At 61.9% G+C, this 26212-nt stretch carries 21 protein-coding genes and 1 rRNA gene; 12 read left to right on the forward strand and 10 right to left on the reverse strand.

Annotation, left to right across the window (positions count from 1 at the left end; all coding sequences use genetic code 11):
• A 5S ribosomal RNA gene (gene rrf, locus KGA85_RS26515) occupies positions 1–110 on the forward strand; the annotation flags it as partial.
• A 64-nt stretch (positions 111–174) separates the two neighbouring features.
• Here rrf and KGA85_RS26520 read toward each other — a convergent pair.
• The 5 genes from KGA85_RS26520 to KGA85_RS26540 all read right to left on the reverse strand — a co-directional run bounded on the left by KGA85_RS26520 (position 175) and on the right by KGA85_RS26540 (position 3543).
• The gene (locus KGA85_RS26520) at positions 175–927 is read right to left on the reverse strand and encodes a hypothetical protein (RefSeq protein WP_223533948.1); all 753 of its coding nucleotides are present in this window, start codon (positions 925–927) and stop codon (positions 175–177) included.
• Positions 928–975: 48 nt separating this feature from the next.
• The gene (locus KGA85_RS26525) at positions 976–1404 is read right to left on the reverse strand and encodes a hypothetical protein (RefSeq protein WP_223461784.1); all 429 of its coding nucleotides are present in this window, start codon (positions 1402–1404) and stop codon (positions 976–978) included.
• Positions 1405–1542: 138 nt separating this feature from the next.
• Entirely contained in the window at positions 1543–1956 is a 414-nt protein-coding gene (locus tag KGA85_RS26530; protein WP_223461786.1) for a VOC family protein, read from the reverse strand.
• A gap of 89 nt (positions 1957–2045) precedes the next feature.
• Entirely contained in the window at positions 2046–2705 is a 660-nt protein-coding gene (locus tag KGA85_RS26535; protein WP_223461788.1) for a TetR/AcrR family transcriptional regulator, read from the reverse strand.
• Entirely contained in the window at positions 2692–3543 is an 852-nt protein-coding gene (locus tag KGA85_RS26540) for a 3-hydroxybutyryl-CoA dehydrogenase (protein WP_223461790.1), read from the reverse strand. Before KGA85_RS26540 ends, KGA85_RS26535 begins: the two co-directional genes overlap by 14 nt.
• A gap of 163 nt (positions 3544–3706) precedes the next feature.
• Here KGA85_RS26540 and KGA85_RS26545 point away from each other — a divergent pair, with 163 nt between their 5' ends.
• Positions 3707–4759, forward strand: coding sequence for an AraC family transcriptional regulator (locus KGA85_RS26545; RefSeq protein WP_223461792.1), 1053 nt, complete (start codon positions 3707–3709; stop codon positions 4757–4759).
• 4 nt (positions 4760–4763) lie between these two features.
• Here KGA85_RS26545 and KGA85_RS26550 read toward each other — a convergent pair whose 3' ends face one another.
• Entirely contained in the window at positions 4764–5765 is a 1002-nt protein-coding gene (locus tag KGA85_RS26550; RefSeq protein ID WP_223533945.1) for an NAD(P)H-quinone oxidoreductase, read from the reverse strand.
• 162 nt (positions 5766–5927) lie between these two features.
• On the opposite strand from KGA85_RS26550, the gene KGA85_RS26555 reads away from it, so the two are divergent.
• The gene (locus tag KGA85_RS26555; RefSeq protein ID WP_223461796.1) at positions 5928–6803 is read left to right on the forward strand and encodes a LysR family transcriptional regulator; all 876 of its coding nucleotides are present in this window, start codon (positions 5928–5930) and stop codon (positions 6801–6803) included.
• Between the two features lie 86 nt (positions 6804–6889).
• Here KGA85_RS26555 and KGA85_RS26560 read toward each other — a convergent pair whose 3' ends face one another.
• Positions 6890–7612, reverse strand: coding sequence for a pirin family protein (locus tag KGA85_RS26560; protein ID WP_223461798.1), 723 nt, complete (start codon positions 7610–7612; stop codon positions 6890–6892).
• 318 nt (positions 7613–7930) lie between these two features.
• On the opposite strand from KGA85_RS26560, the gene KGA85_RS26565 reads away from it, so the two are divergent.
• Together KGA85_RS26565 and KGA85_RS26570 are read left to right on the forward strand one after the other, a co-directional pair.
• Positions 7931–8881 (forward strand): GlxA family transcriptional regulator, encoded by a 951-nt coding sequence (locus tag KGA85_RS26565; protein WP_223461289.1) that lies wholly within the window; start codon positions 7931–7933, stop codon positions 8879–8881.
• 162 nt (positions 8882–9043) lie between these two features.
• Positions 9044–10528 (forward strand): ATP-binding protein, encoded by a 1485-nt coding sequence (locus KGA85_RS26570; RefSeq protein ID WP_223461287.1) that lies wholly within the window; start codon positions 9044–9046, stop codon positions 10526–10528.
• On the opposite strand, the gene KGA85_RS26575 is transcribed toward KGA85_RS26570, so the two are convergent.
• The gene (locus KGA85_RS26575; RefSeq protein WP_223543495.1) at positions 10493–13297 is read right to left on the reverse strand and encodes an ATP-binding protein; all 2805 of its coding nucleotides are present in this window, start codon (positions 13295–13297) and stop codon (positions 10493–10495) included. The two genes, KGA85_RS26570 and KGA85_RS26575, sit on opposite strands and share 36 nt — an antisense overlap.
• Positions 13298–13608: 311 nt before the next feature.
• Here KGA85_RS26575 and KGA85_RS26580 point away from each other — a divergent pair, with 311 nt between their 5' ends.
• Entirely contained in the window at positions 13609–14184 is a 576-nt protein-coding gene (locus KGA85_RS26580; protein WP_223461283.1) for a flavodoxin family protein, read from the forward strand.
• Positions 14185–14217: 33 nt separating this feature from the next.
• The gene (locus tag KGA85_RS26585) at positions 14218–15042 is read left to right on the forward strand and encodes an alpha/beta fold hydrolase (protein ID WP_223543496.1); all 825 of its coding nucleotides are present in this window, start codon (positions 14218–14220) and stop codon (positions 15040–15042) included.
• A gap of 34 nt (positions 15043–15076) precedes the next feature.
• On the opposite strand, the gene KGA85_RS26590 is transcribed toward KGA85_RS26585, so the two are convergent.
• Positions 15077–15538 carry a helix-turn-helix domain-containing protein gene (locus KGA85_RS26590; protein ID WP_223533881.1) on the reverse strand — a complete coding sequence of 154 codons (462 nt, stop codon included), beginning with the start codon at positions 15536–15538 and terminating at the stop codon, positions 15077–15079.
• A gap of 160 nt (positions 15539–15698) precedes the next feature.
• On the opposite strand from KGA85_RS26590, the gene KGA85_RS26595 reads away from it, so the two are divergent.
• From KGA85_RS26595 to KGA85_RS26615, 5 genes are all read left to right on the forward strand, one after another.
• On the forward strand, positions 15699–16619 hold the full coding sequence (locus KGA85_RS26595) for a LysR family transcriptional regulator (protein WP_223461277.1): 921 nt from the start codon (positions 15699–15701) through the stop codon (positions 16617–16619).
• Positions 16620–17573: 954 nt separating this feature from the next.
• Positions 17574–19400 (forward strand): DUF1302 domain-containing protein, encoded by a 1827-nt coding sequence (locus tag KGA85_RS26600; RefSeq protein WP_223543497.1) that lies wholly within the window; start codon positions 17574–17576, stop codon positions 19398–19400.
• Positions 19401–19411: 11 nt separating this feature from the next.
• Entirely contained in the window at positions 19412–20749 is a 1338-nt protein-coding gene (locus KGA85_RS26605) for a DUF1329 domain-containing protein (protein ID WP_223461273.1), read from the forward strand.
• 158 nt (positions 20750–20907) lie between these two features.
• Positions 20908–22257, forward strand: a complete 1350-nt coding sequence (locus KGA85_RS26610) for a DUF1254 domain-containing protein (RefSeq protein WP_223533879.1) — start codon at positions 20908–20910, stop codon at positions 22255–22257.
• Entirely contained in the window at positions 22254–23639 is a 1386-nt protein-coding gene (locus KGA85_RS26615; protein ID WP_223533878.1) for a DUF1254 domain-containing protein, read from the forward strand. Before KGA85_RS26610 ends, KGA85_RS26615 begins: the two co-directional genes overlap by 4 nt.
• A gap of 549 nt (positions 23640–24188) precedes the next feature.
• Here the strand turns inward: KGA85_RS26615 and KGA85_RS26620 are convergent.
• On the reverse strand, positions 24189–26162 hold the full coding sequence (locus KGA85_RS26620; RefSeq protein WP_223461266.1) for an alkyl/aryl-sulfatase: 1974 nt from the start codon (positions 26160–26162) through the stop codon (positions 24189–24191).
• Between the last annotated feature and the right edge of the window lie 50 nt (positions 26163–26212).

The raw sequence follows: 26212 nt of genomic DNA on the forward strand, positions 1-26212 counted from the left end.
GACCATAGAGCGTTGGAACCACCTGATCCCATCCCGAACTCAGCAGTGAAACGATGCATCGCCGATGGTAGTGTGGGGTTTCCCCATGTGAGAGTAGGTCATCGTCAAGATTAAATTCCGAAACCCCAATTGCGAAAGCAGTTGGGGTTTTGTTTTTGTCCGCAGGAAATGAAATTACTGCCCCAACCGCTCCAGCGTGTGCTCCAAGGGTTCCAGCGACACACAGATAAAACCATCAAGCGGACGATTGAGCTCCTCTACCAGCAGGATTGTTGCCCCCGTCGACAGGGCACACATCAGCAGTACGACGACAATGGTGCCGTTGCATGGTGCAAACAGGCCGAACGAACCGAAAATAATCCCCAGCCACGTCACCAGGATCACCAGCATCACCGGTGGAATCGATTGATTGGCCTGCAGCAGCGTCAGCCAGCGGGTGGCAAATACGGTGTCCATGTCCTGCAATGCCTTGGCTTTGAGCGAGCGCTGATCATCGTTGCCGGGCGTCAGTGATTCGACCTGGCGTTGCAGGCCTTCGGAGCGACGGATCATTTCGGGGCTATCGAGTTTTGCAATCTGATGGTGATCGCGGGAAGCGAGCACCTGGGTGACTTCTGCGTAGTTGTGCTTGAGCTCGGTACGGATGCCCTGGGTGTCGGTGCCGTAGCGGGCCAGCAAGCGATCGAATTGAACCACTTTCGCCGCCGCGCCCTCCAGTTCGGCATTGGCCGTATCGAAGGTGCCTTTGGCAGAGGAAACCAGCAGGCCGAGGACCAGCGCCGACATCGTTGCGATGAGGCCCGTGGCCAGCTTCACCACCGCCACGGAGTCATCGCTCAGGTGATGGCTCGGTAATCGCTCCCTCACGTACGAGCCCAGCAGTGCGCTGGCGGACAGGCAGGCGAAAACGATGAGGGCGATCACCACGTCATTCAAATTCAGCCTCCGTTGACGCTGTCTTCCGGGGGGAGATATCTACTGGTACTTGATCACGATGCCTTTGAGTTTGCGTCCCTCGATGGTCGTCACGTCGCGAGCCCACAGCGGCCCGCTGGCATAGGCACCCACCGCCTGAATATGGTCATAGACGACCACCACGGCGTCGCCACCGAGTTTGGCGGCTTCTACCCGCAGCTTCTGTTCGACTTCGGTAATCGGCGGGGCAGGGTCGACGCTGGCGTCGATCAGCACTTCACCCAGGCGAACATGCGGACGAGGAGGCTCCGAGCGCAGCACGACAACCTTGTCCGGCGATGTAGGTGCCGGATGTTCTACGCCGACATAGGCGGTGGTCTGTGCATCGACAGTGGCGCAACCATTGAGGGCCAGCAGGCTGGTGATCAGTCCACCGGCCAGAAGCAAGCATTTGAAACGGGTGGACCAAGACTGGTCGTGGGCCGGCATAGTGGGTTTGCTCCTCTGGTTCGCTGCTATCCATGTGGCTAGTTGACGGTAGCAGACAGGCCGGGAGTTGCCAGAACGCCCAACCTTTTCAGGTTGGGCTTTTTTTTGCCTTGAAGACTGTCGATCGACCAAGGCCTTTCACTGATTCTTTTCGCAGTTAACCATCCACGACACACCAAAACGGTCGACCAGCATGCCGAAGCGCGCCGCCCAGAACGTGGTCTCCAGTGGCATTTGCACTGTGCCACCGTCCGCCAGTGCATTGAAGACCCGCTCGGCCTCGGCAATGCTGTCGACGTTGAGTGAGATCGAACAGGCACTCATTTTATCCACGGGGCGATCCGGTGTGGTGTCCGATCCCATGATCGCCTGATCGCCCACGATCAGACGGGTATGAATGATCAGGTTGTGCAGATCCTTGGGGCAATGCTCAGCGGCCGGCGTTTCGCCGAAGGTCAACATGGCTTCGATCTTGCCTTGCAGGGACTGCGCGTAGAACGTGAAGGCAGCTTTGCAGTCGCCGTTGAAGATAAGGTAGGGATTGATTTTCATGGTCGGCTCCAGGTGCTCGAGTACATACATCGGTTTGGACGCCGGTTTTTTCGGCGAATTCCGATTGTGTCGAGCCGACAAGCAAAGCGCTAAATCTTTGTCGGTGCTTGTGTTTCTTTAGATGTTTTTTCGATAGGACGCGCGAGGCTTATTGCCTCCGGCGCACGCCGCGGCGCCAGCACGCGTTCGATGGCGCCGCTGACCATGCTCTCCAGCAGCTCATCACGTTCCTGCTCGTCCAGCACATGTGGCGTCAGCCAGCTGGGAGCGCTGTTGAGCAGGACGCCAATGGCATGCCCGGCGGCCAGCAGACCTTGCTCGCTGAAACGCGACTTCGCGCCGAGCATCCTCAGCAACGTGCGTTCGTATTGCTCGCGCAATTGCCGGACCCGAGCCTGTTGTTCCTCGTTCAGGCAACCGCTGTCGCGCTCCACCAGGCGGAAATGCCAGGGCATCTCCCGATGCAGATTCAGATGGGCGCGGATCAGGCTGTTGAGTTTGTCGCGCTTGCCCGGGGCTTTTTGCTGGATACGTCCCAAGGTGGCCAGCAGCTCCTCGTAGAACTCCTCGATCAGGTCGAGCAGCAGATGCTGTTTGCTGGGGTAATGGTGATACAGCGAGCCTGGGGAGAGCCCCAGGCACGTCGCGAGCTCACGCATGCCGACCTGGCCGAACCCCTTGCAGGCAAACAGCTCCAGGACCTTGTCCCGGTACTCGGCAAAGCGCGAGCAACGCTCAGGCATAGGCATGGAAGCCGCGCCCCGTTTTGCGTCCCAGGTAACCGGCGGCGACCATTTCCTTGAGCAACGGCGCCGGGCGATATTTGCTGTCGTTGAAACCGTCATAGAAGGCTTCGAGGATCGACAACAGGGTGTCCAGGCCAATAAGGTCCGCCAGGGCCAACGGGCCGATAGGCTGATTGCAGCCCAGGCGCATGCCGGCGTCGATGTCTTCGGCGCTGGCCAGGCCTTCCTGGAACACCAGGATCGCTTCATTGATCATCGGCACCAGGATCCGGTTGACCACGAAACCCGGACGGTTACCCGCGGTAATTGCGGTTTTGCCGAGGGTGGTCGCCATGTCCAGCGCCAGTTGGTGGGTCGCGTCACTGGTTTGCAGGCCGCGGATGACTTCGATCAGGCCCATTACCGGCACCGGGTTGAAGAAATGCAGGCCGATGAAGCGCTCAGGCTGGCTGACACTGGCGGCGAGTTGGGTGATCGACAGCGACGAGGTATTGGAGGCAATGACGCATTCGTTGCTGACCTGCGCGGCGATCTGTTGCAACACACGCAGTTTCAGGTCGAGATTTTCCGTGGCCGCTTCGATGACCAGTTGCGCGTCACCCAGGACGCTGTAATCGGTGCTGATGCGGATTTTGTCGAGGGTCGCCTGTTTCTGCTCCGGCGTCAGGGTTTGCTTGGCGATCTGCCGGTCCAGGTTTTTACCGACCGTTGCGACGGCTTTTTGCAAAGCGCTTTCGGATATGTCGAGCAAGGTCACGTTGAAACCGGCCATGGCGCAGACTTGCGCGATGCCGTTGCCCATGGTGCCCGCACCGATCACCCCGATGTTTTGCAGATTCATCTTCCCATCCTTCGATCAAACCCTGCGATACCTTGGCCGCGACGGCGGCCGAAGGCGTACTATTGCCGCGAGTCTAGAGCCGGCAGGGCGGTTGTCCTATGCCAAAACTGTTCAACGGCAATGATGTTTTTTGCCATTCGGGTGATGAGAGAGAAACGAACCAATGCGGGAAAAGGACTCGGTTGCCGCCTATTTCGTGCAGGCAATGATCCATGGGCTGAGGGATGAACCGCAGCGCGTGACGGCCGTGCTTGAACAGGCGGGCATTGATCCGGTGGTCATGCAGCAACCCACGGCGCGGGTGCCGGCCAGCGCGTTTGCGGCGTTGTGGCTGATCCAGATCCGCGAGCTCGACGATGAGTTTTTCGGGCTCGACTCCCATGGCATGCCGCCGGGCAGTTTCGCCCTGATTTGCCGCGCCCTGATTCAGGAACCCGATCTGCACAAGGCCATGCGTCAGTGCCTGGCCAACTTCGGCTTGTTCCTGCGCGACTTTCGCGGCTCGCTGGCCGTACGTGGCAAGCGTGCGGTGATCAGCCTGGAAACCCGTTCGACGGACAACGATGCCAGCCGCTTTGGTGAAGAAACCTTTCTGGTGTTGATGATCAGTCTGCTGTGCTGGCTGGGCGGGCGGCGCATTCCCATTGACCGTGCGGACTTCCGCCATTCGCGCCTGTCGCTGGGTGACGACCGCCTGCTATGGGGCCCCAACCTGACCTTCGGTGCCGAGCGCACCGAAATCGAATTTGCCAGCCACTACTTGCGCCTGCCCGTGGTTCAGGACCTGGCGTCGCTGAAAGTGTTTCTGCGTACCGCGCCGCAATGGCTGGTGATCCGCTTCCGTAACCAGCATGGCCTGGCATCCCAGGTTCATCAGCGCTTGCGCGGCAGTCATTACAGTGAGTGGCCGACGTTGCAGGCCTTTGCCCTGGAACAGCACCTGAGCCCCAGCACCTTCCGCCGCAAACTGGAGCGTGAAGGCTGTTCCTACCAGGAGATCAAGGACGAAGTACGCCGTGGCGTGGCCTTTGAGCAACTGCGTCAGAGCGATGCGAGCATCAGCGATATCGCTGAGCAATTGGGTTTCCAGGAACCCAGCGCTTTTCATCGGGCGTTCAAGAAGTGGACCGGGGAAAGCCCCGGGCGCTATCGGGCCCGTTATCAGGGGGGGCAGGGCGCAGAGGTCGCCAACCTTGAGGAATCCTGCGAGCCCTGAACCATCAACTATCCACGCGCAGGACGATCTTGCCGATGTGATCGCCCGCTTCCATCCGGGCATGGGCCTGAGCCGCTTCCGTAAGCGGGTAAACCCGGTCGATCATCGGCAGGCAGCGACCGGCGCTCAGCACCGGCCATACGTGCTCGTGCAGTTGTCGGGCTATGGCGGCTTTTTCTTCCCGGGTCCGCGAGCGCAACAGGGAGCCGGTGACGACGGCGCGTTTGGCCATGATCGCCAGCAAATCGACATCCCTGGCATGGGCGCCACCGAGGAAACCGAGCATCACCAGGCGACCTTCCATGGCCAGGGCGGCCACATTGTTGTTGAGGTACGAGCCGCCCATGATGTCGAGAATCACGTTGACGCCCTGGTCCGCGGTTTTTTCCGCGATGACCTGCACAAAGTCCCGGTCGCGATAATTGATCGCCTCGGCACCCAGTTCGCGGATCACTGCGCATTTTTCGTCGCTGCCGGCCGTGGCGAACGCTTGAATGCCGAGCTCGCGGCATAGCATCAACGCGGTAGTGCCGATGCCGCTGGTCCCGCCGTGGATCAACGCACGTTGACCCTGGCTTGCGCCGCCAAGGCCGAACAGATTGGCCCAGACCGTGAAGTAGGTTTCCGGGATGGCCGCCGCCTGCACCCAGTCCATGCCTTCGGGGATCGGCAGGGCCTGACTGGCCGGGACCACGCAGTATTGCGCGTACCCGCCGCCATTGGTCAGGGCGCAGACCTTGTCGCCTGGCGCAAATTCGCTGACGCCCGCGCCAATCGCCACCACTTCACCGGCCACTTCCAGCCCCGGGTTCGGGTTCATGCCGGGTTTCATCGGGTACTGGCCGGCTCGTTGCAGCGCGTCGGGGCGGTTGACCCCGGCGGCATGTACACGGATCAGAATCTCGCCGGCCCCTGCAACAGGCACAGGCACCTGGCGCGGTTGCAGGACTTCAGGGCCACCGGGTTCGGTGATTTCGATCAGGGTCATGGTCTGGGGGAGTGTCATTTCCTATACCTGTGGTGTGCGAAAGATTATGGCGCTGGGGTGAACGGTGCACGAGCGCTGTCCTGAGGTCACTCAGGCCTTCAGCATATCGAGGTTTCTAGAAGCGTAAATGCAGCGATTACGCGCTATTCTGATGCGTAAATGCATCATCAGGAGAGCGTTATGAATTGGGATGACGCCCGGGTATTTCTCGCGGTTTGCCGTGAATCCACGTTGCGCGGGGCTGCGCGGGTGTTGGGAGTCGATCAGGCCACGGTCGGCCGGCGCATCACAGCGCTGGAAAAGTCATTGAGTGCGACCTTGTTCCTGCGCACTTCCGAAGGTTATGCGCTGACGGCTGTAGGCGAAGCGGCACTCAAGGCCGTGGAGAAAATGGAGCATTCGGCGCTGGAACTGGAACGCCAGATCCAGGGCCTGGATGATCGCTTGACCGGCACGGTTCGAGTCAGCACCACCGACTCCCTGGCGATTGATTTCCTGATCCCGGCGATTGCCCGCCTACATCGGCAACACCCAGATGTACGGGTGCAACTGGACGCCACCACACAGATCCTCAGCCTGGCAAAACGCGAAGCGGACATCGCCGTACGCAACACCCGACCGGAAAACCCTGACCTGATCGCCCGGCGCATTGCCCGCTGGCCGGTGGGGTTGTTTGCCTCGCAAACCTATGTCGATGCCCACGGCGTGCCGGAGCCTGGCTCAGCGTTCGCCGGGCATGACCTGGTGGTGTATCAGCCGTACTTGCAGAGCAATAAGGACATGACGCTGGTCTCGGAACCGGTGGGACGCGGGCGGATTGTCGCGAGCCTCAGTTCCAGCCTGCTGGTGCGTCGCTCGATTGCGGCCGGGATCGGGGTCGGAGAGATTCCGGTGTACATCGGGGAGAAGGAGGGGCTGGTCAGGTTGTGGCCGGAGCGCTCGCGGCCGCTGCCCTATGACATCTGGCTGGTGACCCACGCGGACCTGCGGCATACGGCCAAGGTCCGGGCGGTGATCGATGAGATTGTCGCGGGGTTCGCCGGGACCGGCGAGTAACCTGTAGGAGCGAGCCTGCTCGCGAAAGCAGTGTATCAGCCAACATTGATAGCGACTGACACTACGCCTTCGCGAGCAGGGATCTGTCATGGCATTTCCGGCAGTTCCTGTGGGCGCAGGTCAAAGACCAATACCTCAGCATCCACACCGTTGCTCAAGGTCAGCGCCTGTTCTTCGCGAACCCGCACTCCGTCGCCTTCCTGCAACAACACACCGTTGAGTTCGACGCTGCCCCGGGCCACGTGCACATAGGCGTAGCGGTTGGCGGCGAGCTCCAGGGTGGCGCTTTCCTTGCCGTCGATCAAGCCGGCATACACCCGTGCATCCTGACGCACCTTGAGCGAACCCTTGGCGCCGTCCGGCGAGATGATCAGTTGCAGGCGCCCGCGTTTCTTCTGGGTGCTGAAGTGCTCTTGCTGATAGCGCGGTTTGGCGCCGCTGACGTCGGGCACGATCCAGATTTGCAGAAAGTGCACCGCCCGGGTGCTGGAGTGGTTGAACTCACTGTGGGCCACGCCACTGCCTGCGCTCATCAGTTGCACGTCGCCGGGGCGGATCACCGAACCGGTGCCCAGGGTGTCCTTGTGTTCCAGGGCACCTTCAAGCACATAGGAGAAAATCTCCATGTCGCGGTGCGGGTGCTGGCCGAAGCCTTTGCCGGCGGCGACGCGGTCGTCGTTGATCACCAACAGGTCGGAAAAACCCTGCTCTTTCGGGTTGCGATAGTTGGCGAAGGAAAAGGTATGGAACGACTTCAACCAGCCGTGATTGGCCAGGCCACGATCCGAGGCTTTGCGAAGAGTCAGCATGATGAAATCTCCTGTGGGGACGTGAATTCGTCCGAGTGAGGAGAAGGTTAATGGTTACTGGTTTATGCAATAAGTAGATGGAAATTGAAATACTGTCTCTATCAGGTTGACAGTGTCCGGGTGCGAATCAGCTATTCTTTTCCGATCTTTACGTCGTACTTGGCCATAATGCACGGCAAGAATCCTGTGGGAGCGGGCTTGCTCGCGAAGGCGTCGTGTCAGGCTACATGATGGTGAATGACACACTGCCTTCGCGAGCAAGCCCGCTCCCACAAGGATTGATGTGCCGACCCTATTGATCCCAGTGAATTCCAATCCATGAAAACCGTGGCAATGGTGCTGTTTCCCGACTTTCTCCTGCTCGACATGGCCGGGCCCATGGAGGTGTTTTCCATCGCCAATCGTTATCTGAAACCCGACGATCACTATGTGCTGTCGACCATTGGCACCGAGCCCGGCGCACTGCGGGCGTCCAACGGGGTCAGCGTGCACGCTGACCAGCACATCGATCAGGCCTGCGAAGGTTTTGACTTGCTATTGATACCCGGTGGTCCCGGTGCCTACAACGAAAGGCATCCGCCATTGCTCGACTGGCTCAGGCACAACGTCAGCCGGTCCGCCGCTTATGGCTCGATCTGCACCGGGGCGTTCGTGTTGGGGCATGCCGGATTGCTCGATGGCTATCGCGTCACCACCCACTGGCACTACACCGAGCGGCTGATCAAGGGCTTTCCGAAGGCGACCGTCGAGACCGATCAGATCTTCGTCCAGGACCGCAACCTGATCACTTCCGGTGGCGTCACCGCCGGGATCGACCTGGCCTTGTCGGTGGTGGCCCAGGACCATGGCAAAAAAATCGCCCAGGACGTGGCCAAGGTGTTGCTGGTGGTCATGAAACGCCAGGGCGGGCAGGCGCAGTTCAGCCCTTTGATGGCGGCGGTGGCCCCTCACGAAACGGCTATTACCAGGGTGCAGAACCATGTGCTTGAACATCTCGATGAAACCTACAGCATCGAGCGCATGGCCGGTCTGGCCAACATGAGCCTGCGTCATTTCGCCAGGGTGTTCGCCCGGGACGTGAACATGACGCCGATGGAGTTTCTGCAAAGCGCGCGCATCGATTGCGCCAGGAACCTGCTGGAAACCACCGAGTTGCCGCTCAAGACCGTGGCGTTCAAGAGTGGCTTCGGCAGCGTGCGGCATATGCGTTTTCTGTTCAGTGAAAAACTTGGCCTGACCCCGACTCAATACCGCGAGCAGTTCAGCTAGCGCGCGTGTCCGTCACGCGCACCGCAATGGCCGTGACGCTCCCCCCGTGGCAGTTGTACCGTCACCGAGGCCTGCCAAGATACCGCTGGACTCATTGCAAGGAAGGTGCGGAGCCTGGGATGGACTCACGTACCGAGCCAGGCTTCCAGCGGGTGACAGCGCATGAACAGCCTCAGAGATATAAACAGCGAAGCGGTGCTGCAATTCGGGCCCTACGCTTTCCACCTCAGTCAGCGACTGGTGCTGGAGGGCGATCGACCGCTGCGCCTGGGCGGCCGCGCCCTTGATGTGTTGCAGGTGCTGGTCGAGCACGCAGGCTCGGTGGTCAGCAAGGAAGAGTTGATTGCGCAGGTCTGGCCGCGCTCCGTGGTCGAAGAGATCAACCTGCGGGTGCACATTGCCGCCCTGCGCCGTGCCTTGGGCGACGGGCAGAACGGCCAGTGCTACATCGTCAACATTCCCCAGCGCGGCTACAGTTTTGTCGCCCCAGTACAGCATTCGCCAGAGCCCGTAGCGTTCCCGAGTGAGACCCTGCAAAAGCCCCTGCACAACTTGCCGGCGCGGCTCACGCCGATCACCGGGCGCGATGCGATTGTCGGCAGCTTGGTGCGGCAGTTGCCGGTACGGCGATTCATGACCCTGGTCGGGCCTTGCGGGATCGGCAAGACCACCGTGGCGCTGCGCGTGGCCGAACTGTTGTTGCCGCACTATCGGCACGGCGTGTGGTTGGTGGACCTGGCGGCGATCGATGACCCTGCGCAAGTGACCGATCACCTAACACGAACCCTTGGGCTGGAGGTCGGCACCACGCTGGAGGCGCTGGCGCAGCGGCATGTCTTGTTGGTGCTGGACAACTGCGAACACCTGCTCGAATGCTGCCAGACGTTGGTCGACACGCTGCTGCATTCGATGCCGCGGCTGTCGATCCTCGCCACCAGCCGCGAGCCGCTCAAGGCGTCGGGCGAAACCGTATTGCGTTTGCCACCGCTGGCGGTGCCGCCGGCGGCAGCGCTGCGCAGTGTTGCCGAGGTCATGGGCTATTCGGCGGTGCAATTGTTCGTCAGCCGTGCCCGGGCTCGTCAGCAAGGGTTCACCCTGCGCGAGCAAGACCTCAAGACCGTACGGGAAATCTGCCGACGCCTCGACGGCCTGCCGCTGGCGATTGAACTGGCCGCGGCGCAAATCGATGCATTGGCGCTGGTTGGGTTGCAAGCGCAACTCGATAACTGTTTTCAGCTGCTGACCCAGGGTCGTCGCACGGCCGTTCCCCGGCATCAGACGCTCAAAGCCGCGCTGGACTGGAGTTACGAACGATTGACTGCAGCGGAACAAACCGTGTTGCAGCGCCTGGCGGTGTTCAAAATGGTGTTTACCCAGGACGCCGCGATCGGCGTGATCAGCTGTGACAGGCTGCCTGCCGCCGAGCTGATCGAGGTGCTGGAAAGCCTGGCATTCAAGTCACTGCTGTCCCATGAGCAGGGTGGTGGAGTGACCCGTTACCGCTTCCTCAACACCACCCGCACCTACGCACTGGAAAAACTCGAACTCAGTGGTGAGTTGAGAACCCTTGAAATGCGCTATGCGGGTTACATCACTCAAACGCGCTGGCTTTCAGGCGGGCAGGTGGCATTGCAACTCGTCGAGTAGCCGGCGAACCGTCATCAGGTCTGGCGTGGCAAAACCCTCGGTGAAGCGCTGGTAGACTGGTGCCAGCAGTTCATGCGCCTGCTGGTGGCGGCCCTGACGCTGCCACAGTTGCGCCAGCGAGGTGGCGCTGCGCAACTCCCAGGCCAGCGCACCCTGAGTCCTGGCCACGTTGAGTGCCTTGAGCAGCACGGCTTCTGCCGTTGCGGTTTTCACCGGACAATCCGTTGCCAGCAGCGCCTTGGCCCTGGCCCGCAGAATCTCTGCCGTACTCCAGCCCGACGCACCGTTTTGCGCGCGTTCGAGCAAACCATCGTCGACGTATGCCGTATCCAGCGTGACCATAATGTCTTTGATCAAACCGACACTTTGGCGGCTGGTGGGCCGAACATCGGTGCCGCCGATCACCTGCGCATAGTGTTGCGCCCAGTGATAGAACAGTGGAACCGAGTGTTTCTGCGCCTGTTCCAGCAGCAGGCGCAGGAGTTCGCGGGCGCTGCGGGTGTCGCCGTTGTAGTGGGCGATCAGGCAGCCGGCGAGCGCCAGGGTGTAGCAGATCGACGTGCCGTGGTTGATCTGCAGCGCGATGTCCAGCGCTTGCCGGGCCGCGCGCCAGGCCTGTTCCGGTTGGCCTTGCAGCCAGAGGATGCGCGCGTGGACGGTCAGTGCCGCGACACTCTGGTCGTATTGCACGCCAAAACCGTGAGTGAAGCGGTTGAGATGACCGCTGTGGGTCATTCGTTGCAGCACCTGTTCGGCATGCTCCCCAGCCTGTTGCTGGTCGCCGCAGAAGTGCAGGGCGAGTACCCGCAATCGATGCATGCTCAGGGACATCAGGGCGTCGTCATGCAGCCCCAGTCGATCGAATTGCCGGCTCTGTTCCAGGGCCATCTGGTATTGGCCGCAGCTGAGATTGACCGCCAGGTGCCCGGAAATCGCCCGCAACTGACCGGCCACATCGTTGAGTCGGCTGGCCAGGGCTCTGGCGCTGACGAAGGCGCCAACGGTTTCGGCGCAACCTCCTTGAATGTGGTAACAGGCACTACCCAAAGCCAGCTTGAGGGCCATCTGCAAGCGCGGGCAAGGTTCGGCAGACTGCTCCAGCAAGGCCAGCGCCTTGCGCACATAACCGCCGTGCTCCTTGAGCAGTGACAACTCTTGCCACAGGGGCGTGGAGGTCGCGGCCAGGCGTATCGCCAGTGCCTGCGGCCCTTTAGCGTGCAATCCCCAGTCGAGGGCTGCGCGGATGTCCTCCAGGGCCCGGCCATAGCGTTCGAGCCACAGGCCGGTCGAGGTTTTCTCCCAGTCGTCCTGCGCCTGTTGCATCAGCGCCAGGCAGCGCTCGGCATGCCGCTCCCGAGTGCCTGGCAGGTCGGTGGTTTGCCCGAGTTTTTCCAGGGCATAGCTGCGGGTGGTATCGAGCAGGCGGTAGTAAACATCCTGGTCGCCCACCTCCACGTTCAACAGGGACTTGGCGACCAGTTGGGTGATCGAGCCGAACACCTCGCGGGGTTCGATGTGTTCGCCGACAATCACCGCCGCTGCCGACTCCAGGGTGAAGCCGCCGCGAAACACACTCAGTCGGCGCAGGCAGGTCTTTTCACAGGCATTGAGCAGCTCGAAGCTCCAGTCCAACGTTGCGCGCAGGGTCTGATGGCGTGCCAGGGGCGTCTGGCAGGGCTGGGTCAACACCCGGAAGCTGCTTTGCAACTGCGCCAGCAAGCCGGGCAATCCGAAGCTGCCCACTTGCGCCGCCGCCAGTTCGATGGCCAGTGGAATGCCGTCCAGTCGGTGGCAGATGTCGATCAACAGCGGCAGTTCATCGTCCGTCAGTTCAAAGCTGTCATGGCTGGCCATGGCCCGCTCTACGAACAGTTGCAAGGCGGAAAAGGTCATGGCCTGGGCGCAGTCGAGGACGGCGATGGGCGGCGGGCAGTCGAGTGACTCCAGACGCTGAACGAATTCCCCTTCGGCCCGCAGGCTCTCGCGGCTGGTGGCGAGGATGTGCACGTGCGGCGCACTGCGCAGAATCTGTTCGCTGAGCTGGGCAATGGCGTCGACCAGGTGCTCACAGTTGTCAATGACCAGCAGCATGTGGCGGTCGCGTAGAGAGTCCGCCAGCCCGCTCATGGGTTCGTCGTCGTGCAGAGCCACTTCGAGCAACGTCGCCAGGTGGCCGTTGATCATCAGCGGGCAGTTGATCGGGGCCAGGTCCAGCAGGTGAATGCCGTCCCGGTAGCGACCGATCATTTGCTCGGCGACCCGCAAGGCCACGGTGGTCTTGCCGATGCCGCCGGGGCCGACGAGGGTGATGAAGTGCTGACGGGGCAGTTGCTCCATCAGGTTGTCGACCAGCGTCTGCCGGCCGATCATGCGCGTGCGGCGTACCGGCAGGTTATGCCGGCTCGGTGCGCAAGCGGTGGGTGCTGGCGGTTGCTCTGCCTGCTCCAGTGAGTGCGGTGCGACGAAGCTGTACCCGCGCTGAGCCACGGTGACGATGTAGCGCTGGCCGGCCTGACCGTCGCCGAGCGCCTTGCGCAACGCGGCCATGTGCACCCGCAGGTTGATGTCTTCGACCACGCTGTTGGGCCAGACCCGGGCGATCAGTTGCTGCTTGCTGACCACGTTGCCGGCGTGCTCCAGCAGGATCAACAGGATGTCCATGGCGCGCCGCCCCAGGCGCAAAGGCTGGTCGGCCTCCATCACCAGGCGTTGTCCGGGGTAGACCCGGTAGGGGCCGAAATGCACAGCCTGTTCGGGGGAAAGGGTCAACGAGTCGCTCCTGCTGCATCCGTCTAGTACGCGGTTTTCGAGCATATTCCTCAGGTTTTTTACTCAGCGCAATGCGCCGCCCGAGTGACTGAAGGGGCAGGCATTGACTCTAGCGTATCGGCCAGCGGCTGTCGGTCCCGAAAACATTGGGTGCGACAGATGGACAGGACATGCCGGGGCTTTTTGCGCGCCAAGGAAAATTAACAACGTTTAACTCGTCCTGCGTCCGGTCTGCGTCCAAAACTCTCTTCCTGTAGGAGCGAGCAAGCTCGCTCCTACAAAGGGATTCAATCCATCGCAAGGACAGAGCAATGAGCAACGTGGTGGTGGTCTATCACAGTGGCTACGGGCACACCCGGGTCATGGCCGAAGCCGTGGCCGCGGGCGTGGAACGGCACCTGGGCAGCACCTGCCAGTTGATTCCGGTCGAGGAAGTGGACGAGCACTGGGCGCGGCTGCACAACGCCGACGCCATCATCTTCGGCGCGCCGACCTACATGGGCAGCGCCTCGGCGGCCTTCAAGGCTTTCATGGAGGCCACGGCGACCTTCTACCTGGCCCAGCCCTGGCGCGACAAACTCGCGGCGGGCTTCACCAATTCCGGCTGCCTGTGCGGCGACAAGCTCAACACCTTGCTGCAGATGGCAGTGTTCGCTGCCCAGCACTCGATGATCTGGGTCGGCCTCGACCTGCTGCCGGCACGCTCCAGCACCGGCGCGTTCAACGGCCAACTCAATCGCCTGGGCAGCTCACTGGGCGCCATGGCCCAGTCGAACGTCGAACAATCCCCCGACGATGCTCCGCCGCCCGAGGATCGCTGCACCGCCGCGCACCTGGGCGAGCGGGTGGCGCGCCTGGCGGACCGCCTGAACCCGTTACCGGTTTGATTCACCCCAACACTCGTTAAGGAGGCATCACCCATGAGCACCTTCACTACCCGCGACGGCGTCGAGATTTACTACAAGGACTGGGGCAGCGGTCAGCCGATTGTCTTCAGTCACGGCTGGCCGCTCAACGCCGACAGCTGGGAGTCGCAGATGATCTTCCTGGCCTCCAAGGGCTACCGGGTCATCGCCCACGACCGTCGCGGTCATGGGCGCTCCAGCCAGCCGTGGTCGGGCAATGACATGGACCATTACGCCGACGATCTGGCGCAGTTGATCGAGCTGCTCGACCTGCAAAACGCCGTGCTGTTCGGCTTCTCCACCGGCGGTGGCGAGGTGGCGCGTTACATCGGTCGTCACGGCACCGGCCGCGTGGCCAAGGCCGGGCTGATTTCCGCGGTACCGCCGCTGATGCTCGAGACCGAAGCCAACCCCGGCGGCCTGCCGCTGGAAGTGTTCGACGGCATCCGCCTGGCCTCGCTGGCCGACCGTTCGCAGCTGTACATCGACCTCGCCAGTGGCCCGTTCTTCGGCTTCAACAAACCTGACGCGAAACCGTCCCAGGGCATGATCGACTGGTTCTGGATGCAGGGCATGATGGCCGGCCACAAGAACGCCTATGACTGCATCAAGGCATTCTCGGAAACCGACTTCACCGAAGACTTGAAGAAGTTCGACGTGCCGACCCTGGTGGTGCATGGCGACGCGGATCAGGTGGTGCCGTACGAAGCGGCGGGCGTCTCCTCCGCCAAACTGGTGAAGGGCTCGACCCTGAAGATTTACCCGGGCGCCCCTCACGGTTTGACGGACACCCATAAGGACCAGCTCAACGCTGACCTGTTGGCGTTCCTCAAGGGTTGATGTCTGACTGAAAGATCGCAGGCTGCGCCAGCTCCTAAGGGTGTACACACAGCTCTGTAGGGGCTGGCGTAACCTGCGATCGTTTGCTGCTCAACGAGGCGCCGCGAACAAACTGACAGCGCCAGGCAAACGGATTGATGCCTTCGCTGCGGGTGAAGATATGGCAGAAGTGCGCCTGATCGCAGAAGCCGCATTCGAGGCTGATCTGCGTAAGGCTCATGTCGGTGTACTGGATCAATTGCTTGGCCAGGGCAATGCGCTGCTGGCGAATCCATTCTTGCGGCGAGAGGCCGGTGCTGCACTTGAACGCGCGGGAGAAGTGACTGCGCGAGAGGGCGCAGGCCTGTGCCAGTTCAGTGACTTCCAGGCTGTCGCCCAGACGTTCGAGGATCAGTTGTTTAACCCGTTTTTCGCGTTGCGGGCTGAGGCCACCGGTGCTTTTCTTTGGCATAGGCGTGAATGACGCGGGGGCGGCATTTTGCTGAACGTGAGCCATGGCGAATGTCCGTGTCGGTAGGCTTCATTCTTGGACCCGAAGGCTCTGGCTTGCGAGTTAATCGTTGTTAATTCCTCGCTCACCGCGGGAAGTCTTGGGTAAAGTCAGACACAATTCTCATCCTCGCGCCTGGCCGAACACACACAAGGAACCTGTGCCTATGAACCGTAACGATCTGCGTCGCGTCGACATGAACCTGCTGGTGATTTTCGAGGCCCTGATGTTCGAAAAAAACCTGACCCGCGTTGCGGAAAAACTGTTCATGGGGCAGCCGGCGGTGAGCGCCGCGCTGGGGCGTTTGCGCGATCTGTTCGACGACCCGTTGCTGCTGCGCAACGGTCGCGGCATGGAACCGACGGCGCGTGCGTTGGCGATTCTCAAGGAGTTGCAACCGGCGATGGATACCATTTCCGGGGCTGTGAGCCGGGCCAAGGAATTCGATCCGGCGACCAGTTGCGATGTGTTCCGCATCGGGTTGTCGGACGATGCCGAATTCGGTTTGTTTCCACCGTTGCTGCGTCAGTTGCAAGAGGAAGCACCGGGCATTGTCGTGGTCGTGCGGCGGGCCAATTACCTGTTGATGCCGACACTGCTGGCGTCGGGGGAAATCTCGGTGGGCGTGAGTTACACCACGGATCTGCCGGCCAATGCCAAGCGCAAGAAACTGCGCGATATTCCCTGCAAAGTGCTGCGTGGCGACACCCGGCCGGGGACATTGAGCCTGGATGAGTACTGTGAGCGGCCCCATGCGATGGTGTCGTTCTCGGGGGACTTGAGCGGCAATATCGATCTGGATCTGGCGAAGGTTGGGCGTAGTCGTCGTGTGGTGCTGGGGGTGCCGCAGTTCAGTGGGTTGCGGGCGTTGCTCGCGGGGACCGAGATGATTGCCACTGTGCCGGATTATGCGGCGTGCGCGTTGGTGGAGGGGTGTGGGTTGCGGGCCGAGGATCCGCCGTTCGAGATTGAGGCGGCGCAGTTGTCGATGGCCTGGAGTGGGGTGCATGACAATGATCCGGCGGAGCGGTGGTTGCGGTCGCGGATCGGTCAGTTCATGTCGTTGGCTTTGGATATTCCTTCATGACCGAGTACATATCCGTTGCTGCGGTTATGGCGGCTTATGGTTTCGCCCTTACGGCGAGTCCCTTTTGGCAAACGCCCCAAAAGGAACCAAAAGGTCTCGCCCCTTACGTACGGCCCCTCGCTTAGGCTCGGGGTTCCTTCGCTCCGGCATTCATCCGGGGGCATCGCCTCCGGTCGGCTTCGCGCGACCTCCTCTCGATGTGTTCGGCTGCGCCGAACGGCGCTGCGCGCCTCCCCCCGGATGAACGCCTCCACTCAGCCTGCCGAGGGGGCGGGTGGATCAAGATCAAGAGCTGCAGGCGAGCTAACGCTCGGCCTGATGAGTGGTGAAGAGCGTGGGGGTACGCCGCTCTGCTTTTGCTCTTCTGTGGGAGCGGCGGTGCGGCGATCCGACTTGCCCGCGAAAGCGGCCTGACAGCCGACCAATTTCTTTCGAATGTACCCAGCCCAACTGTAGGAGCGAGCTTGCTCGCGATGGCGGCCTACCGGCCGACCAAGAGCATCACAGGCAAACGAATCCCGCGATCAGGCCGGCCGGTAGGCCGCCTCGCTTTTGCTTTGGCTTTTGATCTTCTTGCCCCCTCGTGAGGCCGAGTGGAGGTTCTGCGCAGTGGGCAACCCGGCATGGATGCCGGGTTAGCCGCCGCCGGCCATGGATGGCCGATGGCGGCGGGCCCACGGAGCAGGACCGGAGCGAGGGCATGCCGAGCCTTGGCGAGGCACCGAACGTCAGGGGCAAGAGCCCTTGGTTACTTGGGGCTCTTCCAAGTAACCCGCCGTAAGGGCGGAACCCTAAGCCGCCGTTACCGCAGTAACGGATATGTACACCTTCAAAACAAATACCGTCTGCCCCGCAGCCACCCCGATGATTATTTTTTGTCGGCCATCGCTTGCGTGTCGCGCTCGATAGTTGGGCACCGTGTCCGGGCTGAGCAAACCTGACCGGAGCCCAATAATGATAAAAAAACGCTCGGCCACAGCCGGAGTCCGTCCGCGGCTTCACCGGCTTGGCCACACTCGCCCGCAACCCCTTGCGCTGGCGATTCTTGCCGTACTGACGGGGCCAACGTACGCCACCACATTTGACCTCAACGAAGACTGGAGCCTGTCGACCAAGACCAGCCTGAGCCTGGGCAGCAGCTGGTCGACGCAAAACCCCGACAAAAGCCTGATGACCCGCGCCAACGCCTTGCAGGCTCAGGGCGTGAACGCCAATGGCACCAGCGTCAGCGCCGACGACAACCGGCTGAACTTCGAGAGGGGCGACCCCATCTCGCAACTCTTCAAGGGCCTCACCGATGTCAGTCTCGATGGCCAGGGCCAGGGCGCGTTCATTCGCTTCAAATACTGGTACGACCACGCCTATGAAACCGGCAATGGCCGCTTCAAGGATTTCGACGATTCAGGCTGGGACGACCTGGCCAAGTTCAAGGGCTTCGAGGTGCTCGATGCGTACGTCTGGAAAGACTTCCAGGTGGCCGAGCATCCGCTGGGCGTGAAGGTCGGTAACCAGGTGTTGTCCTGGGGCGAAGCGCTGCTGATCCAGAACGGCATCAACGTGATCAACCCGCTGGACATCTCGGCGTTCAACCGTCCCGGCGTGGAAATCAAGGAAGGCCAATTGCCAGTGGAGATGGTCTCCTTCAGCTTCGGCCTGACCGACACCACCAACCTCGAAGGTTTCTACCAGTACAACTGGCGCCCCAGCGTACTCGACGGATGCGGCACTTTCTTCGCCAGTAGCGATGTGATCCAGCCGGGTTGCGGGCCGCTGTTTCTGAGTCAGGTACAGACCGATCAACAGATGCAGGCCGCTGGTTTGTTCGCCACGTCCCGGGGCAACGAATCGCCGTCCGACAACGGCCAGTTCGGCTTCGCCCTGCGCCAGATGATCCCGGCGCTCAACGATGCGGAAGCGGCGATCTACTACATCAACTATCACTCGCGTTTGCCGTACTTCACCATTAATGCCAGGAATACCGCGTTGCCCGGCACCTTCCCCGGTGGTATCCAGGGGCCGAGCTATGCGGCGGCCTTCCCGGAAAACATTCACCTGTACGGCATCAGCCTCAACGGCGTCGAGCCTGTCACCGGGATTTCCCTGGCCGGTGAGTTGAGCTACCGGCCGAACATGCCGATCGCGATCAACGCGCCCGACGTCAACGTCGCCGTGATCTCCGGACCGGGGGGCAGTTCCTGGGTGCAGTTGCCGCCGGGCTTCAGCACCACCAATGGCAGCCAGTTCGATTCGTGGGAGCGCAAGGGCGTCTGGCAGCTGACCGGTTCGGCCACCCAGGCCATCGACAACGTGCTGGGTGCGACGCGCCTGAGTCTGTTCGGTGAAGCCGGGGTCGTGCACATCGACGATCTGGGGGACGAGCGCCTGGGCCGCAATGCTGCGTTCGGCCGCAGCGCCCCGCGCAACGGCACGCCGTGCAACACGGTGGCTTCAGGTGTGACCAACCAATTCTGCACCGACAAGGGCTTTGCCACCGATTGGTCGTGGGGTTATCGCCTGCGCGCCAGCCTGGAATACAGCGACGTGCTGCCGGGTATCAACCTGATTCCGGCCGTCAACTGGCGGCATGACGTCGAGGGCTATTCGTACGATCCACAAGGGCCGTTCCAGGAAGGCCAGCAAGCGCTGGGCGTGAGCCTGACCGGCGTCTACATGAACGATTACAGCGTGGAACTGGCCTACAACGCGTTCTTCGGTTCCAACGACTACAGCACCCTCGACGACCGCGATTTCGCGTCCGTCAGCTTCAAGGCAGACTTCTAAGGAGAACCGTTATGCGTATGCAATTGTGCGTGCTGGCCATGGCCTGCACCGTCGGCCTGGCTCAGGCCAAAGGCACCGATTCAGCGGCACTGGGCAAGACCCTGACCCCCATGGGCTCGGAAATGGCAGCCAATGCCGACGGCAGCATTCCGGCCTGGACCGGTGGCCTGGCGAGCAACGCCGGCACCGTCGACAGCAAGGGCGGCTACAGCGACCCGTATACCGCCGAGAAACCGTTGTTCACTGTCACCGCGCAGAACCTGGCGCAGTACCAGAAGTTTCTCAGCCCCGGGCAAATCGCGTTGTTCAAGCGCTTTCCCGACACCTATAAGATGAACATCTACCCGAGCCATCGCAGCGCCAACCTGCCCAAGGAGGTACTGGCGGCCAGTCGTGAGAACGTCGCCAAGACCAGCATGGCCGACGGCGGCAACGGCTTGCACGACTATGCCAGGGGCATTCCGTTTCCGTTGCCCACCGAAGGCCTGGAGGTGATGTGGAACCACATGACCCGTTATCGCGGCGGCAGCTACGAGCGCATCAGCAGCGCCGCGCTGGTGCGCGAAAACGGCGCCACCAGCTACGTGCGCAACCAGTCGCTGATCAACTTCGCCGACACCGTGGGCGGACTGGAACCGGGCTCGAACATCCTGTTCATGTTCAAGAGCCGGGTGCTGGAACCGGCGCGTCTGTCCGGCGAGGCGGTGCTGGTGCATGAGCCGATCGACCAGGTCGCCGAGCCGCGATCGGCCTGGCAATACCTGCCGGGGCAACGTCGCGTGCGTCGTGCACCGATGATCGCCTACGACAACAGCGCCCGTTACAGCAATGGTCTGATCACCGCCGACAACATCGACGGCTACAACGGCGCGCCGGACCGTTTCGACTGGAAACTGGTGGGCAAGCAAGAGCTGTTCATCCCTTACAACAGCTACAAGATCGGCAGCCGCGACCTCAAGTACGACGCCGTGATCAAGCCCAACCACGTCAACCAGGACCTGGCTCGTTACGAGAAGCACCGCGTGTGGGTGGTGGAGGCGACCCTCAAGCCTGATGCGCGGCATATTTACGCCAAGCGCCGGTTCTATGTGGACGAGGACAGTTGGCAGATCGCCCAGTCGGACCAGTACGACAGCCGCGGTGAGCTATGGCGCAGCGGTGAACTGCACGCGATTCAACAGTACGACCACGGCTTCACCTACAACGTGCTGGAAACATCGTACGACCTGATCTCCGGACGCTACTACGCCGGCGGCCTGGCCAACGAAGAGACCGAGCCGATGCGCGTGGGCTTCGCCGCCAAGACCGACGACTACACCCCGTCGGACCTGCGGCGCTGGGCCAAGTAACCATTCGCCAAACCACCGCAAATCCAATGTGGGAGCGGGCTTGCTCGCGAAGGCGGCGTGTCAGGCAGCAATGTAGTCGACTGACACTCCCTCTTCGCGGGCAAGCCCGCTCCCACAGGGATCTGTGTGTGCTGATGTTTTGCTACAGGAGATCTGCCATGCGCTACTGGATATCCGCACTGGCCCTGGGCGCGAGCCTGGGCACTGTTCACGCCGCAACTATCGATCAACAACAGGCGAAAGCCCTGGCGCAGGAGGCCTACGTGTTCGCCTACGCCACCGTCGAACACGACAAGGTGCTCAGCGCCATCACCGCGAAACTGCCGTTCAATCGTCTCTACAGCGAACCGCGCCTGCTCGGTCCGCAAGACAACAAAGTGGTGTCGCCCAACAACGACACCTTCTATTCCCGCGCCTTGCTCGATCTGCGCGGCGAACCGATGGCGCTGGACGTGCCGGCCGTGCAAGGCCGCTACTACAGCTTCCAACTGGTGGACATGCGCACCGACAACCTCGACTACATCGGCACCCGCGCCACGGGGGATCAGGCGGGGCGCTACCTGATTGTCGGGCCGGACTGGAAGGGGCCTGTGCCATCGGGTTTCAGCGCTGTGATTCGCTCTCCGAGCCGGCTGGTCTTCCTGTTGGGACGGACCGAAGTCAAAGGCGAAGCGGATCAGAAAGACGCCGCGCAGGTGCTGAAGGGCTACGCCTTGCAACCGCTGTCCAAAGTCAATGGCAGCGCGCCCCCAGAATCGTTGGCACCACTGCAACTGCCAGCGTACACGGACACCAAACAAGGGCCGGCGCAGGCGTTGTTCAGCACCTTCAACGCGCTGGCTCCTTTGCATCAGTGGACTGCCAGCGAGCAAAAGAAACTGGCACGTTTCGCCGCCATCGGCGTGAAGCCGGGGACCGAATTCCAGGCACCGGCGGACTTGAGCGAAGCCGTCGCCCAAGGTGCCGAAGCCGGCCGCGAACAGGTGCGTGCAGCGTCGAGCCAGTTGTCGGTGGAACAACAGGGCTGGTTGCCGTCGCCGTCCAACGTCGGCAAATACGGCGACGATGACCTGACCCGTGCCGCGGTCGCCTGGCGCTACATCTACGCCAACGATGCGGTAGAAGCGCTGTACCCGATGGCGTTGCACGATGCCCAGGGGCAGGCGCTCACCGGCCAGCACGCCTATCGCCTGCATTTCCCGGCCGGGCAATTGCCGCCAGTGAATGCGTTCTGGTCGCTGACCCTGTATGACGGCAAGACCCAGTTGCTGGTGGCCAACCCGATCCAGCGTTACGCCCTGGGCGATCGCAGCCCTGGTCTACAATACGATGCCGACGGCGGCTTGACCCTGATCCTGCAGGCCGATGCGCCCAAGGCTGCGCCGCAGGGCAACTGGCTGCCGACGCCGCAAGGTCCGTTCAACCTGCTGTTGCGCCTGTACCTGCCCAAGGGCGGGGCATTGGACGGGAATTATCAGTTGCCGACGATCGCGAGGATCGAATCATGAACCTGATTTTAAGTCGCCGCCGGGTGCTGGGCAGCATGGGGGTATTGAGCGGCAGCCTGATGTTTCCACGCTGGTTGCTGGCCGGTGATTCCGATGACCCGCGGCAGATTGCCAACGAGGCGTGGATTTACGCGTACCCCATGCTCATGCATTACCAGACCATGGAAAAACAGGCGCTCAACCCGGCCGCGTCGGAGTACGTCGGCGGCTTCAACCGCTTTCGTCATTACAGCAAGTTGTTCACCCCGAACAACCGCGACATCGTCACGCCGAACAACGACACGCCGTACTCCTGGGCCTGGCTCGACCTGCGCAGCGAACCCCAGATATTGAGCGTGCCGGCGGTCGATGACGAGCGCTATTACGTGCTTCAACTGGTCGACCAGTACACCCACAACTTTGCCTATGTCGGCGTGCTCAGCACCGGTCGCGAAGCGGGGAACTACCTGATCGCCGGGCCCGACTGGCAAGGCCCGACACCGGACGGCGTCAAGGCCGTGCTGCGCAGTGAAACCGAAATCGTCATGGTGCTTGGGAGAACGGGCCTGAAAAGCGCCGAGGACCTGCCGGCGGTGCGTGCCTTGCAGCAGCAATACGGTTTGCGTGCGTTGCATGAATTCATCGGCAGTGCACCGCCCGTGGCTGCACCCGTCATTAGCTGGCTACCCTGGGACAGCAAGACCGGGCTGGGGCTGGAGTTTATCCCGGTGCTGAACCAGATCCTCAGCCTGTGTCCCACGCAACCGTCCGAACAAGCCTTGCGCGCACGCTTTGCCCGGATCGGCATCGTGCCCGGTCAGGGTTTCGACCCGGCGACGTTGCCGCAAACAACGCGCCAGGCACTGCTCGCCGGGATTCAGGACGCCCAGGCGCAACTGCAAACCGCGGTGAGCCAGGTACGCACCACCCTCGGCCTGTTCGGCACGCGCGAAGCGCTGAACGGCAATTACCTCAACCGCGCTGTCGCGGCGAATGTCGGCATCTACGGCAACAGCGTGGAAGAGGCCTTCTACACCGGCACTCGCCTGGATAATCAGGGGCAACCCTTGCAGGGCGGGCGAAGCTATCGCCTGCGTTTCGCACCGGGTCAATTGCCGCCCGCCAGCGAGTTCTGGTCGCTGACGTTGTATGACTTGCCGGACCGGCAACTGGTGGCCAATCCGATCAATCGTTACTGCCTCAGCAGCCGGGATCGTTTGCAGATGGATGCGGACGGCGGGTTGACGTTGATCCTGCAGAATACCGCTCCAACTGCGCAGAGCAACTGGTTGCCGACACCTGCAAGCGGGGCGTTCAGCCTGGTCCTGCGCCTGTATGGACCTGGGCAGCAGGTGGTCAATCAGCGCTGGCAAATGCCGGTGGTTGAAGTGTTGTCTGCTTGAAGAGCATCGCGAGCAGGTCGGATCGCCGCACCGTCGCTCCCACATTGGATCTGTGTCGTTCACACATGCTGTGAACAACCTGGATCCCTGTGGGAACGAGCCTACCAGCCGAGCGAAATTTCGCAGATCCAAACCAGCAACCAGGCCGGCCGGTAGGCCGCCTCGCTTTTGCTTTGGCTTTTGATCTTCTTGCCCCCTCGTGAGGCCGAGTGGAGGTTCTGCGCAGTGGGCAACCCGGCATGGATGCCGGGTTAGCCGCCGCCGGCCATGGATGGCCGATGGCGGCGGGCCCACGGAGCAGGACCGGAGCGAGGGCATGCCGAGCCTTGGCGAGGCACCGAACGTCAGGGGCAAGAGCCCTTGGTTTCTTGGGGCTTTTCCAAGTAACCCGCCGTAAGGGCGGAACCATTAGCCGCCGTGACCGCAGAAACGGATATGTACACCCTCAAAAATCCATGCCGCCTGCCAAGCAGCCATCGTGGGCAAGTCGGATCGCCGCATCGCCGCTCCCACAGGTCCTGCATTCATCCTGTGGCAGCGTGCCTGGTTTCACGGGGTAACGATATTGAACTGCGGCGCAAAGGTATCGAGGCTGCTCATCAACTCCCCAAGCTTCTTGCCATTGCCTTGCAACTTGATCAAGCCTTTCTGCATCGCCGTCGGGATATCCAGTTGCTTGAGGCTGATCTGTTCCAGGGTGGCCTTGCTCATGGTCACGCTGGCATCCGCCTGGGCATTGAGCCCGGCACGATGGGTCAACACGCCATTGCGCAGGGTCAGGTTGAAGTCCTGGTTCAGGTCATCGAAGGTCCAGTTCAGGGTCAGGTCATGGCCTACGGCCTTTTCACTGTCCAGACGCACCGCCAGGAAGTCGAAGAACATCTGCGGGCTCATCGCCCGCACCATGTCCACGGATACCGACGTGCCCGCATTGGGCGGCACGCCATTGCGCAGTTCCATGGCACCAGTCAGGTACATGTTGCGCCAGGTGGCGTTTTCACTTTGATAGCCCATTTGCTCCAGCGCCTGGGCCTGGGCTTTGCGAGCGTCGGCGTTGTCCGGGTTGGCGAACAGCACCTGATTGCCCAGTTGCGCGGCCCAGCGGTATTCACCCTTGGCCATCGCCGCCTGCATTTTCCCCAGCACCGCCGCTTCGCCGCCCATGGCTTCGACCGATCGCTTGGCCGTTTCTACCGGCGGCAGCGGATTGAGGTTGGCCGGGTTACCGTCATAGAAACCCATGTAGCGCTGATACACTGCCCGGGTGTTGAAGCTCAGTGAGCCGTAGTAGCCACGGGTGTACCACTTCTGGTCGAGGCTGCCGGGCAGTTTCTTGATCGAGTCGGCGATTTCCAGCGGCGTCAGGCCCTGGTTCAGCAAGTGCAGGGTGCGGTCGTTGAGGAAGGCGTACATGTCGCGCTGGTCGGCGAGGAAGGTGCGGATGCGTTCGCCGCCCCAGGTCGGCCAGTTGTGCTGGGCGAACAACACGTCGCTCTTGTCGCCGTAACGCGCCAGGCTGCCGTCCAGGTACTCGGCCCAAGCCTTGGCGTCGCGCACTTGCGCGCCGCGCGGGGTGAGGATGTTGTGCATCATTTGCGTGGCGTTTTCCGCCATGCACAAGGCGCGCAACTGCGGCAGGTACAGGTTCATCTCCGCCGGCGCCTCGGTGCCCGGGGTCAACTGGAATTCCACGTCGAGCCCGGCGATGGTGCGGGTTTCCAGTTCCTTGTCGATCAGGTCGGTGGGTGGGATCAGGGTGACGGTGCCGCCGCTCGGCGTGCTCTTGCCCAGGCCGGCATCGACCTGGCCTTTTTCGCCACGGGGCAGCAGGCTGCCGAACTGGAACTGCGCGCGGCGGCTCATCGCGTTGCCGGCGTAGACGTTCTCGCTCATCACGTGTTCCATGAACCCGGCGGGGGCGAATACCTTGACCTTGCCGGCGTTGACGTCGGCCTCGTCGATAACCCCGCGCACGCCACCGAAGTGGTCGACGTGGGTGTGGCTGTAGATCACCGCCACCACCGGTTTGTGCGGACGGTTCTGGTAGTACAGGTCCAGTGCTGCCTTGGCGGTTTCGGCCATGGTCAGCGGGTCGATGATGATCAGCCCGTCGTCACCTTCGATGATGGTCATGTTGGCCAGGTCAAGGCCGCGCACCTGATACAGCCGAGGGCTGACTTCGAACAATCCGGCATGGGCGCTGAGCTGGGCCAGGCGCCAGAGGCTCGGGTTGACCGACTCCGGGGCCTTATCCTTGGCGAGGAAGTCATAGGCCTGGATATCCCAGATGACCTTGCCCGAGGCGTCCTTGACCTGGCCCTTGAACGGCGCGATCAAACCCTTGGTGACCGACTCGTAGTCGGTGCGGTCGGTGAAGGGCAGTTGTTGCAGCACGGCGGCGTTACTGGCCGTGGTTTGCGGGCTGGCCGCGACCGGTCCATCGGCGGCGACCACCGATTGCGCAAGGCAGGCAGTGATCAGGCAAGCGAGCAGCCCACGAGGGCTCAAGGTGAAACGAGGCATGGCGTCTCCGTTTTTTATCGTTATGGTCAGACCAGCTTCGAGGGTAGGGC

The organism is Pseudomonas sp. GL-B-12, from assembly GCF_019955895.1.
In the GTDB taxonomy this organism is placed as follows: domain Bacteria; phylum Pseudomonadota; class Gammaproteobacteria; order Pseudomonadales; family Pseudomonadaceae; genus Aquipseudomonas.